Annotated in this window: 13 protein-coding genes; 3 read left to right on the forward strand and 10 right to left on the reverse strand. The window is 69.9% G+C overall.

The genetic code is table 11. From position 1 onward, the window contains the following. Positions 1 to 12 precede the first annotated feature (12 nt). The 5 genes from ABMQ42_RS16465 to ABMQ42_RS16485 form a co-directional block, all read right to left on the reverse strand. On the reverse strand, positions 13 to 1,035 hold the full coding sequence (locus ABMQ42_RS16465; RefSeq protein ID WP_349724086.1) for a DUF2804 domain-containing protein: 1,023 nt from the start codon (positions 1,033 to 1,035) through the stop codon (positions 13 to 15). After that, positions 1,032 to 2,930: a glycoside hydrolase family 2 protein gene (locus ABMQ42_RS16470; protein ID WP_349724087.1), complete on the reverse strand. Its 1,899-nt coding sequence runs from the start codon at positions 2,928 to 2,930 to the stop codon at positions 1,032 to 1,034. The genes ABMQ42_RS16465 and ABMQ42_RS16470 overlap by 4 nt, the downstream gene beginning before the upstream one ends. After that, positions 2,927 to 4,279, reverse strand: coding sequence for an MFS transporter (locus ABMQ42_RS16475; RefSeq protein WP_349724088.1), 1,353 nt, complete (start codon positions 4,277 to 4,279; stop codon positions 2,927 to 2,929). The genes ABMQ42_RS16470 and ABMQ42_RS16475 overlap by 4 nt, the downstream gene beginning before the upstream one ends. A 64-nt stretch (positions 4,280 to 4,343) precedes the next feature. Then, positions 4,344 to 5,792 (reverse strand): L-serine ammonia-lyase, iron-sulfur-dependent, subunit alpha, encoded by a 1,449-nt coding sequence (locus tag ABMQ42_RS16480; RefSeq protein ID WP_349724089.1) that lies wholly within the window; start codon positions 5,790 to 5,792, stop codon positions 4,344 to 4,346. Positions 5,793 to 6,010: 218 nt separating this feature from the next. Further along, positions 6,011 to 6,376 (reverse strand): VOC family protein, encoded by a 366-nt coding sequence (locus tag ABMQ42_RS16485; RefSeq protein WP_349724090.1) that lies wholly within the window; start codon positions 6,374 to 6,376, stop codon positions 6,011 to 6,013. Between the two features lie 35 nt (positions 6,377 to 6,411). On the opposite strand from ABMQ42_RS16485, the gene ABMQ42_RS16490 reads away from it, so the two are divergent. Next, positions 6,412 to 8,475: a prolyl oligopeptidase family serine peptidase gene (locus ABMQ42_RS16490; protein WP_349724091.1), complete on the forward strand. Its 2,064-nt coding sequence runs from the start codon at positions 6,412 to 6,414 to the stop codon at positions 8,473 to 8,475. On the opposite strand, the gene ABMQ42_RS16495 is transcribed toward ABMQ42_RS16490, so the two are convergent. Further along, a complete protein-coding gene (locus ABMQ42_RS16495) occupies positions 8,453 to 8,911 on the reverse strand; it encodes an SgcJ/EcaC family oxidoreductase (RefSeq protein WP_349724092.1) in 459 nt (152 codons plus the stop codon). The two genes, ABMQ42_RS16490 and ABMQ42_RS16495, sit on opposite strands and share 23 nt — an antisense overlap. Before the next feature lie 70 nt (positions 8,912 to 8,981). On the opposite strand from ABMQ42_RS16495, the gene ABMQ42_RS16500 reads away from it, so the two are divergent. Then, the gene (locus tag ABMQ42_RS16500) at positions 8,982 to 9,428 is read left to right on the forward strand and encodes a MarR family winged helix-turn-helix transcriptional regulator (protein WP_349724093.1); all 447 of its coding nucleotides are present in this window, start codon (positions 8,982 to 8,984) and stop codon (positions 9,426 to 9,428) included. A 26-nt stretch (positions 9,429 to 9,454) separates the two neighbouring features. Here the strand turns inward: ABMQ42_RS16500 and ehuA are convergent, their stop codons facing one another. The 4 genes from ehuA to ehuB are packed head-to-tail and all read right to left on the reverse strand — an operon-like array spanning position 9,455 to position 12,611. Then, positions 9,455 to 10,279: an ectoine/hydroxyectoine ABC transporter ATP-binding protein EhuA gene (gene ehuA / locus ABMQ42_RS16505; RefSeq protein ID WP_349724094.1), complete on the reverse strand. Its 825-nt coding sequence runs from the start codon at positions 10,277 to 10,279 to the stop codon at positions 9,455 to 9,457. Further along, complete coding sequence (ehuD, locus tag ABMQ42_RS16510; protein ID WP_349724095.1) at positions 10,263 to 10,922, reverse strand: ectoine/hydroxyectoine ABC transporter permease subunit EhuD; 660 nt, start codon at positions 10,920 to 10,922, stop codon at positions 10,263 to 10,265. The genes ehuA and ehuD overlap by 17 nt, the downstream gene beginning before the upstream one ends. Continuing rightward, positions 10,919 to 11,680: an ectoine/hydroxyectoine ABC transporter permease subunit EhuC gene (gene ehuC, locus ABMQ42_RS16515; protein WP_349724096.1), complete on the reverse strand. Its 762-nt coding sequence runs from the start codon at positions 11,678 to 11,680 to the stop codon at positions 10,919 to 10,921. Before ehuC ends, ehuD begins: the two co-directional genes overlap by 4 nt. A gap of 4 nt (positions 11,681 to 11,684) precedes the next feature. Continuing rightward, positions 11,685 to 12,611, reverse strand: a complete 927-nt coding sequence (ehuB, locus tag ABMQ42_RS16520) for an ectoine/hydroxyectoine ABC transporter substrate-binding protein EhuB (RefSeq protein ID WP_349724097.1) — start codon at positions 12,609 to 12,611, stop codon at positions 11,685 to 11,687. A 273-nt stretch (positions 12,612 to 12,884) separates the two neighbouring features. Here ehuB and ABMQ42_RS16525 point away from each other — a divergent pair, with 273 nt between their 5' ends. After that, positions 12,885 to 13,655 carry a GntR family transcriptional regulator gene (locus ABMQ42_RS16525; protein ID WP_349724098.1) on the forward strand — a complete coding sequence of 257 codons (771 nt, stop codon included), beginning with the start codon at positions 12,885 to 12,887 and terminating at the stop codon, positions 13,653 to 13,655. Positions 13,656 to 13,671: the final 16 nt, after the last annotated feature.

A 13,671-nucleotide genomic window follows, 5' to 3' on the forward strand; every position in this document is an offset into this window, starting at 1 on the left:
CGCGCCGCACGGTCACCAGCGGTTGTGCACGTCTTCTGCCCAGCCCTCGATGCCGTCGAACGCGATCGTCTCGCCGTCTTCGGTCGTGAACGTGCCCGCCCACGTGCCGAAGCACTGGTCGGTGCGCGACGAGAGCACGAGCAGGTTCGTGCGCGACCGCTTGTCGTGGAAGGGGGTGAAGGATGCCGCGAGCCCGCCGCCGTGGATCTTCCAGGGCCGCACCGGCACGGCGAGGTCGTACTCCCAGACCAGCTCCGCGTGGATCTTGTGCAACCGGCCGTCGATGACCAGGCCGTTCTCGGTCTGCCCGGTGCCGTCGGTCCACTTCCCGCCGACCTGCACGCCGATCGTGCGTCCGTGCGAGACGCCCGAGCCGGCTCCCCAGTTCCAGCGCACGTCGTACGGCCAGCGCCCGCGCCCGTGGTCGAGCACCGCCCATCCCTCGGGCAGTTCATGGGTGACCCCGTCGACGGTGACGGTGCCGGCAGCCGGCAGCGCGACATCCTTCACCGTGTACTGGAACCGGGTCGCGCTCCACGGCACGACGACCGCCAGGCATTCGTGGCCCTCCGGACGTGTGACGGTGATGTCGAACGACGCCCGCGGAAAGCGCGCCCGCAGCCGCACCCGCTGCGCCGCGCCGTGGCGCAGGGCGCCTGCCGGCTCGACGTCGAGCTCGAGGCCTTTCGCCCGGGCACGGGCGGGTGCGGCATCCAACCGCTCCGGCATCTCGACGCCCCGCTGCGGCAGCACCGTCGCGCCGTGGTGCCACTCGCGCCCGGTGCTCCGTTCGAACACCCACGCCTCATGCACGGCGGCGTAGTCGATGGCCGAGATCGTCATCGCGAGGAAGTGCGTGGGCGTGATGACGCTCCAGTACTCCCAGCGCTTGTTGCGGCCCCAGCTCCGGTGCGGACCGCGGCCGATGCCGGCGGTCTCGACGAGGGGATGCCGCGCCCACCCGACCGCGTCGGGGTTGAGCCGCCCGTCGGGACCGGTGAGCGAGACGGGCGCGGTCAGCTCGCGGGCGGTCATGCGCTCTCCCCGGTGATGTCGTCGCGGCTGAGGCCGGCAGGATGGCCGCCCGACTCGGCCGCCGCCGCACGCAGCGCGTCGTTCATGCGCCGCGTGCGCTGCTCGTCGGCCTTCACGAAGCGCCGATCGTAGGTGACCAGGCCGTTGACCTCGTCCTCGACATCGGACAGCTGCGTGTACACGAGCGCCGCCAGGCCGCGGCGGATCGCCGGCGCGATCTCACGCTCGTGCAGCCGCTCGAACGCCGCCTGCCACTTCTCCCGCGAGCGATAGCGCCGGTAGCCGAAGGTCTTCGTGCCGAACGTGTGCCCGGGCACGACGAGGCTGTATCCGCCGTACTCGGTCACCGCCAGCACGCGGTCGTCGCGTCGACGACGCGGCCGCACCGGCCGGAAGTAGATGTGCAGGCTCCGCAGATCGCCGGCGCCCTGGTCGTGCCAGCCGCTCGCGTGGTCGACGGGTCGCGTCGGGTCCAGATCGCGCACGCGCGCCGCGATGCGCGCGGCATCGAACTGTCCCCATGCCTCGTTGAACGGCACCCACAGCGCGATCGACGGCACCGACCGCAGATGCTCGATCATCTCGACGAGTTCGACCTCGAACCGCTCCCGGCCGACCGCGTCGGCCCGTGCGAACGCCCGGTACCGGTCATCGCGGATCGGCGGCGCGCCGAACGCCGGCGCCGTGATGATCTGCGGCTTGTACGCGGTGCCGCCGTTGACGGCGTCCTGCCAGACGAGCATGCCGAGCCGGTCGCAGTGGTGATACCAGCGCAGCGGCTCGACCTTGATGTGCTTGCGCAGCATCGTGTAGCCCAGGCGCTTCGCGAGCCGGATGTCGTACTCCAGCGCCTCGTCCGCCGGCGCGGTGTACCCGCCGTCGGGCCAGTATCCCTGATCGAGCAGCCCCACCGGCAGGTAGGGCTCGCCGTTCAGCAGCAGGCGCGGGGTGCCCGCGGCATCCCGCCCCACCCCCAACGAGCGCATGCCGACATACGAGCGCACGCGGTCGTCGCCGAGGGCGATCTCGACGTCGTAGAGGAAGGGGACCTCCGGCGACCACGCGCGCACCGGCTGCGGCAGCACCACCCGCGTCGGCTGCCCGACGGGGACGGTCGCGGATGCCACGGCCTCCCCCTCGGCGAGCACGGTGACGGTCGCGGACAGCGGTTCTCCCCTGGTGCCCGCAGTCTCGCTGCCGACGCGGATCTCGATCTCTCCGGTCTCCAGGTGCGGTGTGAGCACGAGCGCATCCACGGCGACGCCCGGCACGACCTCGAGCCATACCGTCTGCCAGATGCCCGACTGCGGCGTGTACCAGATGCCCCCGCGCGAGCTCGACTGCTTGCCGCGGGCCAGCCACGCGGCATCCGTCACGTCCCGCACGGCGACGACGAGCTCGTGCTCCGCGCGATCGGACAGTGCCGCCGTCACGTCGACGATGACCGGCAGATAGCCGCCGGTGTGAGAGGCGACCTCGACCCCGTCGACCGCGATGCGGCACGACTGGTCGACGGCATCCAGATGCAGGATGACGCGCTCGCCCTCCCCGTGATCGGCGGTGAACGTGCGGCGGTACCAGAGCGTCTCATGGCTCTGCAGCGTACGGCCGACCCCCGACAGCGCCGTCTCGGGCGAGAACGGCACGACGATCTCGCCGTCCCACTCTCGCGGCGGGACCGTCGGATCGGCCACGGCCAGCGGGTCGTCGGCGTCGTCGCCGGCGCCGGCGCCGTCGCCATCGCGGCCGCCGTCCGCGCCGCCGAACGGCGTGAACGCGACGTCCCACACGCCGTTGAGGTTCTGCCACCTCTCGCGCACGAGCTGCGGGCGGGGGTACTCGGACAGCGGAGCGGCGGGGTCGAGCTGTTCGCCCCAGCGGGTGAGAGCGGTCATACGGCGAGGTCCTCCGGGTCGGGGGCGGGAGTCTTGCGCAGCGCGAGCATCGGGATCACGACGAGCACGGCGACGACCGCGGCGGCGATGAAGATCCAGGGCGTCGGCACCTGCTTGACCACGCCGAGGTCGACATAGGTCTCGTCGGCGCCGATGATCACCGCCGAGCCGATGAAGGGACCGGCGACCATGGGGATGAGCACCATCGCGATCATGCGCAGGCCCTGCACCATGCCGACGCGGTCGGCCGGGGTCACATCGCGCACGCTCGCCGACAGTGATGCCGTCGACAGCATGAAGCCGCCCATCATGATCGTTCCGAAGACGATGACCGGCAGCATCCCGCGCACGAAGAACATGCCCACCAGGCCCACGATCATGAACGCGACGGCGGGCAGGATCGCGGCGGTCTTGCCGATGCGGTCAATGAGCCGCCCGCCCAGCACGCTGATGACCGCGGCGAGGATCAGGACACTCGCCAGCACGATCGCATAGCCGTCGATGCGCAGGTACCTCTGGATGTAGATGATCAGGTACGGGATGAACACCTGCGTGCTCGTGCCGATCACCGCCCAGGCGGCCAGCAGGATGTACAGCCGCGGGTTCTCGCGCACCGTGCGCAGTTTCAGGCCGTTGATCACGGCGCCGAAGTAGCCGTCGGGGGGCGTGCGGGTCTCGGCCGGCTCGCGCACGAGGAAGAACGCGATCACCCCGACCACGGCGGTGGCGGCGCCGACGATGCCGAAGAAGAGCTTCCACTGCCCGTCCTGCGTGAGACCGTCGAGCGCGCCGAACACGATGAGCATGCCCATGAGCGGCATGATCGCGAGCACCCCGTCGACCCGGCCGCGGTTGGCGGGCACCGTCGACTCGGTCACCCACGCGTTGAACGCGGCGTCGTTGGCACCCGAGCCGAAGAACGACATGATGCAGTCCAGGGCGACGATGGCCACCACCGCGAAGCCGACGGCCTGCGCGGCATCCACCCCGCCCTCCGGCTGCACGAAGCCGAACAGCGCCGTCGTCGCGCCCCAGAGGATGTATCCGACCGCGATGAACGGCTTGCGTCGGCGCACCCGGTCGGATGCGGCGCCGATGAGCATCGTCGCGAGGGTGGCGGCGATGGCACTGGATGCCACGAGCACAGCGATCACCGTCGGATCGGTCGAGATCGTGTCGTAGACGAACACGTTGAGGTACATGTTCTCGACGGTCCAGGCGAGCTGGCCGACGAGTCCCAGCACGATGACGACGAACCAGGACCGCGCGGGGAACGGTGCGCGGGGTGCGCGCGGGCGCACGGAAGCGGCGGGGGCGACGCGCTCGGGCGTCGCGGGTTCGGTGGCCATCGGCATCCTCGCAGAAACTGACCGGTATTCGGGTTCGGGCAATCCTACGCTGTCCGGTTCTGCGTCAGCACTCGACGACGTTGACGGCGAGGCCGCCCTCGCTGGTCTCCTTGTACTTCGTCGACATGTCGATGCCGGTCTGGCGCATGGTCTCCACGACCGTGTCGAGCGGCACGTAGTGCGTGCCGTCGCCGCGGAGCGCGAGCCGCGTGGCCGTGACGGCGGTGGATGCCGCGATGGCATTGCGTTCGATGCACGGAATCTGAACGAGCCCCGCCACGGGGTCGCAGGTGAGTCCGAGGTGGTGCTCCATGGCGATCTCGGCCGCGTTCTCGATCTGACGGTTCGTGCCGCCCATCACCGCGGTCAGGCCCGCCGCGGCCATCGCACACGCCGAGCCCACCTCGGCCTGACAGCCGCCCTCGGCGCCCGAGATCGAGGCGTTGGCCTTGAACAGCGACCCGAGCGCGGTCGCCGTGAGCAGATAGCGACGGATGCCGCGTCGCCGATTGGCCTCGGCGACATCGTGCTCTTCGCCGAGCAGCGCGCTGCCGGCCGGCTCGCTGTCGGGGGTCACGGCGCCTTCCGCTCCGAGGCCCGAGTCGGCGAGGAAGCGCCACCAGTACATGCCGACCGCGGGCACGATGCCCGCGGCACCGTTCGTGGGCGCGGTCACCACGCGGCCGCCCGAGGCGTTCTCCTCGTTGACGGCGAGCGCGAACGCACCCAGCCACTCGCCCGGCAGCTCGCGCGCACCGTCGGCCTGCACGGCCTCGAGCTGCGCGCGGATCGCGCTCGCGCGCCGCTTCACCTTGAGGATGCCCGGCAGCACCCCGTCGGCGGCCAGGCCCGCTGTGACGCAGCCCGCCATCGCGTCCCAGATGGCGTCGAGCCCGGCTGCGACCTCCTCCTCGCTGCGCAGCGCCTGCTCGTTGATCCGCGCGACCTCGGCGATGGTGAGATCGTGCTCGTCGCAGAGCGCGAGGAGGTCCGTGGCCGTGTCGAACGAGAACGGGAAGGTGCGGGATGCCGCGGCCGCGGCATCCCCCTCCCGCCTGATGAACCCGCCGCCGATGGAGTAGTAGGTCTCCTCGGCGAGCTGTTCGCCTGTGGCATCGAGCGCGGTGAGGGTCATGGCGTTCGGGTGCGCGGGCAGGCGCGTGCGCGGTGCGAAGGCGATGTCATCCTTGGCGAAGACGACCTCGTGCGTGCCGTTCACGCGCAGTCGATCGCCGTCGCGCCAGTCGGTCCACGCACGACGCACGGCGTCGGGATCGACCGTCTCGGGCTCGTCGCCGCGCAGCCCCGCGACGACGGCGTCGGGCGTGCCGTGGCCGAGGCCGGTGGCGCCGAGCGAGCCGAACAGCGTGCAGGTGACGCGGGCGGTGCGATCGAGGACCGGCGCCATGCGCGCGGCGAAGTCGCGGGCCGCCCGCATGGGGCCGACCGTATGGGAGCTCGAGGGTCCTACACCGATGGAGAACAGCTCGAACGCCGAGACGTATGCGCTCACCCCTCCAGGCTACGTGGTGCGAGGGGCCCGTGGGGCGGGGAACGCGTGCAGACCTGCGCGTCTCGCTGGGTACCGCTGCGCAGATCTGTCGCTGTTGCGCGACGTCTCTGCTCAGAACGCCCAACGGCGACAGATCTGGCGCGGCGGGTCGGCCGTGCCGCAGCATCCCCTCCCCCTCGACGACCGCCGCCGAGGATCTGTCGGGTCGCACCTGCGCGTCACCGCCGCTGGAACGCCACCAGCCCGACCGTGTTGCCCTCGGAGTCGCGGATGAACGCCTGCCACTCATCGTGCCCGGCGGGGCCGAGCAGATCGTTCTCGTGCGTGAAGATGACGCTGGGTCGCGACACGACCTCGGCGAGCCCATCGATGCGCTCGAGCGTCTCGTGCACGTTGTCCACATGCAGGTAGATCAGCGACGACGGCGCGTTGCGGTCGAGCAGCAGCCGCACCCCGTCGAGGTCGAAGAACAGCAGCCCGGGCGGATCGAACACCGCCGCCGGCTGCGTCCGCAGCAACGTCGAGTAGAAGGAGGCCGCCCGCTCGAGGTCGTCGGCGTGCTGCGCCACCTGCACCAGCTTCATACGGCTCAGGGTAGACCCGCGCTTAGGCTTGCGGAGTGGCAGATCCTCTCGACGACGACCCGTTCCTCTGGCTCGAAGACATCCGCGATCCGAAGGCCCTCGCCTGGGCCCGCGCGCGCACCGCCGAGACGGAGGCCGCCTTCTCCGATCCCGACCTGGCGACGCGACTGAAGGCGATCCTCGACGATCCCGACCGCATCGTCGTGCCGAGCCGTCACGGCGCGTGGATGTACGACCTGTGGCGGGATGCCGCGAACCCCCGCGGCCTGTGGCGCCGGGCCTCGCGCGACTCGTTCCTCGCGGGCTCCCCCGACTGGGAGATCCTGCTCGACATCGACGCCCTCGGCCGCGAGGAGGGCACGCCCTGGGCGTTCGCCGGCGCCGTGCACGCCCCGCGCGGCACCGCGCGCGCACTGGTGTATCTGAGCCCCGACGGCGGTGACGCTCACGTCGTGCGCGAGTTCGACCTCGCCGCCAGGAGCTTCGTCGCCGGCGATCCGTTCGTGCTGGCCGCCGACAAGTCGCGCTGCGCCTGGATCGACGCCGACACCCTGCTCGTCGGGACCGCGCTCGACGGCGGCGCGACCACCGACTCGGGCTACCCCCGATCGGCACGGGTCTGGCCGCGCGGCACGCAGCTGGCCGCAGCATCCCCCATCATCGAAGCCGAGCCCGCCGACGTGTCGGTGTTCGTGGGCGTCGACCACACCGACGGCCACACCACCGCGCTGTCGTCGATCGCGCACGACTTCTTCCACAGCGAGAAGTACCTGTGGGCCCCGGGCGACGCGCCGACCCGGCTGGCCGTCCCCGACGACGCCTACACGAACGTGCACGGCGACCTCATCGCGGTGCGCACCACCACCGACTGGATGATCGGCGACACCCACCACCCGGGCGGCACGCTGCTGGTCGGCCCGCTCGAGACCGTGACGACCGGCGACGGCGCGGCGCTCGTTCCCGTCTTCACGCCCACCGGCACCGCGGTGCTCGAGGACTGGTCGTGGACCCGCACACGTCTCGTGCTCACGATCCTCGAGAACGTGCGCAGCCGCATCGTCTCTCTCGACCCGGCCGATGGCTGGGCCGTCACCGAGCTGCAGACCGGGCTCGACACCGATGATCTCCTCACCGTCGACGTGGTCACCGCCGACGCCGACGAGGATGACGAGCTGTTCCTGCTCGCCCGTGGCTTCCTCACCCCGCAGACGCTGATCGTGACGGACGCCGCAGCCCCGGCACCCCGCACCATCGATCAGGCGCCCGCGGTGTTCGACGCGACGGGCCTCGTCACCACCCAGCACTGGGCCACATCGGCCGACGGCACGCGCATCCCGTACTTCCAGGTGGCGCCGCGCGCGCTCGAAGGCCCGGCGGCGGTACTGCTGAGCGGATACGGCGGCTTCGAGGTTTCACGCCCGCCCGAGTACGCGACGATCCAGGGGCCGGCCTGGCTCGAAGCCGGCAACGTGTTCGTCGTCGCGAACATCCGCGGCGGCGGCGAGTTCGGCCCCGCCTGGCACCTGGCCGCACTGCGCGAGAACCGCCACCGCGCCTACGAGGACTTCGTCGCGGTCGCCCGCGATCTCGTCGCCCGCGGCATCACGACGCCGGAGAGGGTGGGATGCCACGGCGGGAGCAACGGCGGACTGCTGGTCGGCAACATGCTGACGCAGTTCCCCGACGACTTCGGCGCCGTCGCCTGCGGCGTACCGCTGCTCGACATGCGCCGCTACACCCGGCTGTCGGCGGGCGCCAGCTGGATCGCCGAGTACGGCGACCCCGATGACCCGGCCGACTGGGAGTTCATCCGCACGTTCTCGCCGTACCACCTGATCGATCCCGACCGCGCGTACCCGCCGAGCCTCTTCTACGCCGCGACGAGCGACGACCGCGTGGGCCCGGTGCAGGCGCGCAAGATGGCCGCCCGACTGCTCGATGAGACCGACGCCGAGGTGCACTATCTCGAGCAGGACGAGGGCGGGCACGCGGCATCCATCGACAACGCGGCGCGAGCCGCATTGCAGGCGGTGATCCACGCGTTCTTCACCGAGATGCTCGTGCGGCGGCCGACCGTCACCGCCTCGCGCGATGCGTGACCACCCTGCCCATCATCGTCTCGGCGAACGGCCGATAGCGGGTGTTCTGAAAGGCGACGACGGCCCATTCGTCACCACGACGCTGCACGAGCGTCGCGTTCGTCGAGAGCCGCTTGCGGGAGGGAGTCGTGCGCGCACGCTGCCACCGCATGATGATGCCCGCGCGCTGGACCACGAGCGCGGTCCGCTCGTCGATGAAGCGCGTCTCCTGCTCGACGGCGACGAGCCGCGAGCCGCGCATGATGCCGCCGAACAGCGGCGCATGCCCCGCCTCGATCTCGGCGCGGCCGCGCATCACGCTGCCGTCGAAGGCGATGTAGCGTGCGTCATCGGTGTGCAGCGCGGCGTAGGCCGCGGCATCCCCCGCCGCCCACGCGTCACGCAACCGCTCGATGAGCACCGCCACCGCGCGTTCGCGCGTGTCGACCTCTGTCATGGCATCTCTCCTGATTTACTAAGCTGGAGTGAAATAATTAGTACGCTCAATCTAAGCAATTGGAGGATGCGTGTCAACCCCGACATCCGGCGGCGAGCTCGGCCGACGCCTCAGCGGCGCCGTCGTCCTGTTCCACCAGGCCCTCGCAGAGCGCGCCGGGCTCTCCGCCGGAGACCTCAAGACCCTCCAGCTCATCGAGAGCGAGGGACCGTTGAGCGCCACGGAACTCGCCCGTGAAACCGGTCTGACGGCCGCCGGCGTCACAAGCGTCATCGCACGTCTTTCAGCCGGCGGCCACATCGTGCGGGAGACGGATGCCGCGGACCGACGGCGCGCGGTGATCCGCGCCGTCGCGCAGCACGATTCACCGCTCGACGCAGAGTTCGGCCGCCTCGGCGGCGCACTCGGCGGCGTGATCAGCGGATACGCCCCCGCCGAGCAGGCGGCGATCGTCGACTACCTCGAGCGCATGATCGAGGTGCTCCGCACAGAGACGAGGCGGCTGTCCGCGGGATAGGTCCGCAGCACCGCGGCAGGAACCCCTCAGCCGCGCAGCACCGCGGAGAGGAACTCCTGCGTGCGCTGCTGCGTGGGCTCGGTGAACATGATCTCGGGCGGGGCCTCTTCGACGATCTTTCCGCCGTCGAACATGAGCACCCGGTTCGAGACGTCACGCGCGAACTGCATCTCGTGCGTGACGATCAGCATCGTGATGTCGGTGGTCGCCGCGATGTCGCGCAGGATCGAGAGCACCTCGCCCACGATCTCGGGGTCGAGGGCGCTGGTCACCTCGTCGAGGAGCAGGATCTCGGGGTCCATGGCGAGCGCCCGCGCGATCGCGACGCGCTGCTGCTGACCGCCTGACAGCTGCATCGGGTGGGCGTCGGCCTTGTCGGCGAGCCCCACCTGGTCGAGCAGCTCGAGGGCGCGCTGCTTCGCGGCATCCTTCGGCGTCTTCAGGACATGGACCGGCGCCTCGATGATGTTCTCCATCACCGTCATGTTCGGGAACAGGTTGAACTGCTGGAACACCATGCCGATGCGCTTGCGCACCTCGTTCTTGTGCTTCTCCTTCAGCTCGACCCGCTTGCCGCCGCGCAGCTCGTGCGTGAGCGGCTCGCCGTCGATGAAGATGTAGCCGTCGGTGGCCTCTTCGAGCGTCATCACCAGCCGCAGGATCGTGGTCTTGCCCGATCCGCTCGGCCCGATGAGCGTCACGCGCTCGCCCTTGGCGACCTCGAAGTTCAGGTCGTTGAGCACGATGTTGTCACCGAACCGCTTCTGCACGCGGTCGAAGCGGATGACGGGTGCCGTCGCCGCGCCGCCGGCAGCGGCCGGGGCGGGCGCGGAGTCAGTTCGTGAAAGCAAGGCGCTTCTCCAATCGCCCCACCAGCAGCGAGGTGGGGTAGCTCGCGACGAGGAAGATGACACCGCACAGGGTGATCGCCTCGATGTACCGGAAGTGGTTGCCGCCGAACTCGAGCCCGGCCTGCACCAGCTCGACGACGCCGATCGCGACGAGGAACGGGGTGTCCTTGAACATCGAGATCGCGTAGTTGCCGAGCGCCGGGATCGTGGCGCGCAGCGCCTGCGGGATGACGACGGCCACCCAGGTGCGGGTCCGCGACATCGACAGGGCGGTGCTGGCCTCCCACTGCCCCGTGGGCACCGCTTCGATGCCGGCGCGGTAGACCTCCGACATGTAGGTCGAATAGTGGATGCCGAAGATGATCACGCCGATCGTCATCGGGTCGATCGAGGTGAACGCGAAGTACGCGAACATCAGCTGCACGACGATGGGCGTCATCCGGATGAAGTTCACGACGAACGCGACGATGCCCGAGATCGGCTGGGGTGCCGAGCGCTTCACGATCGCGATGATGAGCCCGAGCACGGCGGCGATGATCGTGCCGAGCACGGTGACCACGAGGGTCACCTTCACGAAGGCCAGCAGCAGGTCGGGCAGCACCTGCCAGGCCATGCTCCAGTCCCAGATCGGCTGGTCGGTCATTTCACACGCTCCCCTTCGAGGTCGGCGGCGGGCGTGGCCACCGGGTCGACGGGCGGACGGGTGCGGAAGCTCAGTACCTCACGCAGCGACTGGCCGCGGCCGATCTTGTGCTTGGCATGCACTTCGAGCGCGTTCATCAGCAGCGTGAGCACGTACGCGATCACGAAGTACAGGACAAGACCGATGCCGTAGGCGAAGAAGGTGTCGCCGGTGCCGATGCGCAGCTTGTCGATCCAGTGCGTGAGGTCGGCGAGCGTGATGAAGCTCACGATCGCGGTGGCCTTCAGGAGCTGGATGAGCAGGTTGGTCAGCGAGGGGATCATCAGCGCCCACGCCTGAGGGAAGATCACGCGGAACATCCGCTGCGTCGTCGACATGCTGAGGGCCGTCGTGGCCTCCCACTGCCCGCGCGGCACGGAGTTGATCGACCCGCGCACCACCTCGGCGCCGTACGCGCCGAAGTTCAGGCCGAGCGCCAGGATGCCGACGAGGATCGGCGGCCATTCGACCCCGAACATCGGCAGCACGAAGAACAGCCAGAACAGCTGCACGACCAGCGAGGTGCCGCGGAAGAACTCGATGATCACGCGCGCGATGCCGCGCAGCACGATGTTCTCGAGCCGCGCCATGAGCCCGAGCCCGATCGCGATGACCACGGCCAGCAGCGCGCCCGCCACCGTCAGCCCGACGGTCACGAGGACCGCCGGGCCGAGCAGCGGCAGGGCGCCGCCGAGCGCGTTCAGCAGGTCGGAGGACAAGGACTCAGCCCTCGTCGCCCTTGCACAGCTGCTCGGTGGTCAGGTCGGCGGGCGGCATGTTCTCCTTCGTGAAGCCGTACTCGCCCACGAGGCCGAGGTAGGTGCTCTCGTCGCTCGTGATCTTGTCGAGCTGCTCGTTGTAGGCCTTCACGAGGTCGGTGTCGGACTTGCGGAACACCTCGGTGCCGGCGCCGATCTGCGGGGTGCCGTCGATCGACTGCACGAAGGCCGGCGTCGTCTCGACATTGCCGTTGCCGCTGTTCTTGGCCATGTAGTTCAGCGAGATCGCGGTCATCGCGAACACGTCCGCACGGCCGTTGGCGACGACGTCCATGCCGCTCTGGGCGTCCTTGACGGACTGCGACACCTTCAGCCCGAGGCTCTTCGCGTAGCCGGCCTCGATGCCGCCGTTCAGGACCGCCAGCTTGACGTCCTTCCCGGCATCCTGCGCCTTCTTCACATCGTCGAGCGTCTGAAGACCGAGCGGATTGCCCTTGGCGACCATGAGGCCGGTCGTGTACATGATCTCGGGGTCGGCGAACGCCGCCTGCGCGCAACGGTCGGGCAGGATCGACATGCCCGCGCTGACCGCGTCGAAGCGACCGGCGTTCAGGCCCGGGATCAGCGAGTTCCAGTCGACCTCGACGACCTTGACCTCGTCGATCCCCATGGCCTGGAAGATCTTCTTGTCGATCGCGATCGTGGCGCCCTTGGCCTCGCCGTTCTCCTTCCAGGAGTAGGGCCGCTCGTCGGCGACCGCGACGGTGATCGACCCCTTCTCCTTCAGCTGCTCGAGCGTGCTCTTGCCGCTGCTGTCGCCGTCACCGCCGCTCGAACCGCCGCTGCAGGCGGTGAGCGCGACGAGCGCGAAGACACCGACGGCCGCGGCCCCGAGGCGGATCGGGGTGCTGGAACGTCGCTTCGTCATCATCTTTCCTCTTTCGGTCGTGTGCGGGGCGAACCACCCAGCCGGCGCGTCGGCGAGCCTGGCGACCCGACCCGAAATCAGTTGATGGGCGTCCCCCACCTTATGACCGTCTGTCGACATTTATGCAATCTGGCGGTCTGATTGTCTGCGTGTATACAGAAGATTGTTATCGTGGCGTTGTGACGTACCCCTCCGGCGCGGACGGTCACTACGGTTGACGTGACGGCATGTCTGCGGGCGCAGAGCGACCCGCGCCGGACATCTGGAAGGAATCCCATGGCACCTCCTGCGAAGCAGCCGCTCGGCGCAGCATCCGTCTTCCGCGTCGCGCGGCCCTCGACCGTCGACCTCATCGCGATCGAGCTGCGCACGGCGATCTTCTCGGGCGCCCTGCCCGTGGGCAGTCAGATCGGCGAGGTCGAGATCGCGACCCAGCTCGGGGTGAGCCGCAGCCCGCTGCGCGAGGCCGCGCAGCGCCTGGTGCAGGAGGGGCTGCTGACCGCCACGCCCGGTCGCGGCCTGCGCGTGAGCGTGATCGGCGTCGAGCACCTGCAGGACCTCTACGACGCCCGCAGCGCGGTCGAGTTCGAGTCCGTGCGCATCATCGTGCGCGACAAGACGGCGCTCGACGACGTGGAGGCGGCCCTGGCCGAGCTCGAGAAGGTGAGCACGGGGCAGGATGCGCGGGCCATCGGCGATGCGGACCTCGCGTTCCATCGGCGTCTGGTCGAGGCATCCGGCAACCGACGCCTGTCGCGCTACATGGCGACGCTGGCCCTCGAGACGCGCATCGCCAGCTTCTCGACGAGCGACGAGTACATCGTGCGGCGCGACGTCTCGCCGACGTACCGCACGCTGCTGACGGCGCTGCGCGCCGGCGACGCCGACTCGGCGATCGCCGCCCTGCAGACGCAGTTCGACGAGGCCGTCGCCCGCCTGACCGGAGACCTCGAGCCCGAGAAAGTCGAGAAGATCGAGACCATCACCGAGGCGATCACCGTGCCGCCCGCCCTGCGTCCGCTCGACGTCACCGGGGCGCCGGAGTAACCCCCCGCGCAGAGAC

It is taken from the genome of Microbacterium sp. KR10-403 (genome assembly GCF_040196215.1).
Taxonomy (GTDB): Bacteria; Actinomycetota; Actinomycetes; order Actinomycetales; family Microbacteriaceae; genus Microbacterium.

Excerpts from the sequence above, each read along its gene's own strand:
- ABMQ42_RS16465 (WP_349724086.1), bottom strand. The coding sequence starts at position 1,035 with ATGACCGCCCGCGAGCTGACCGCGCCCGTCTCGCTCACCGGTCCCGAC.
- ABMQ42_RS16470 (WP_349724087.1), bottom strand. The coding sequence starts at position 2,930 with ATGACCGCTCTCACCCGCTGGGGCGAACAGCTCGACCCCGCCGCTCCG.
- ABMQ42_RS16475 (WP_349724088.1), bottom strand. The coding sequence starts at position 4,279 with ATGGCCACCGAACCCGCGACGCCCGAGCGCGTCGCCCCCGCCGCTTCC.
- ABMQ42_RS16485 (WP_349724090.1), bottom strand. The coding sequence starts at position 6,376 with ATGAAGCTGGTGCAGGTGGCGCAGCACGCCGACGACCTCGAGCGGGCG.
- ABMQ42_RS16495 (WP_349724092.1), bottom strand. The coding sequence starts at position 8,911 with ATGACAGAGGTCGACACGCGCGAACGCGCGGTGGCGGTGCTCATCGAG.
- ehuD (WP_349724095.1), bottom strand. The coding sequence starts at position 10,922 with ATGACCGACCAGCCGATCTGGGACTGGAGCATGGCCTGGCAGGTGCTG.
- ehuB (WP_349724097.1), bottom strand. The coding sequence starts at position 12,611 with ATGATGACGAAGCGACGTTCCAGCACCCCGATCCGCCTCGGGGCCGCG.
- ABMQ42_RS16525 (WP_349724098.1), top strand. The coding sequence starts at position 12,885 with ATGGCACCTCCTGCGAAGCAGCCGCTCGGCGCAGCATCCGTCTTCCGC.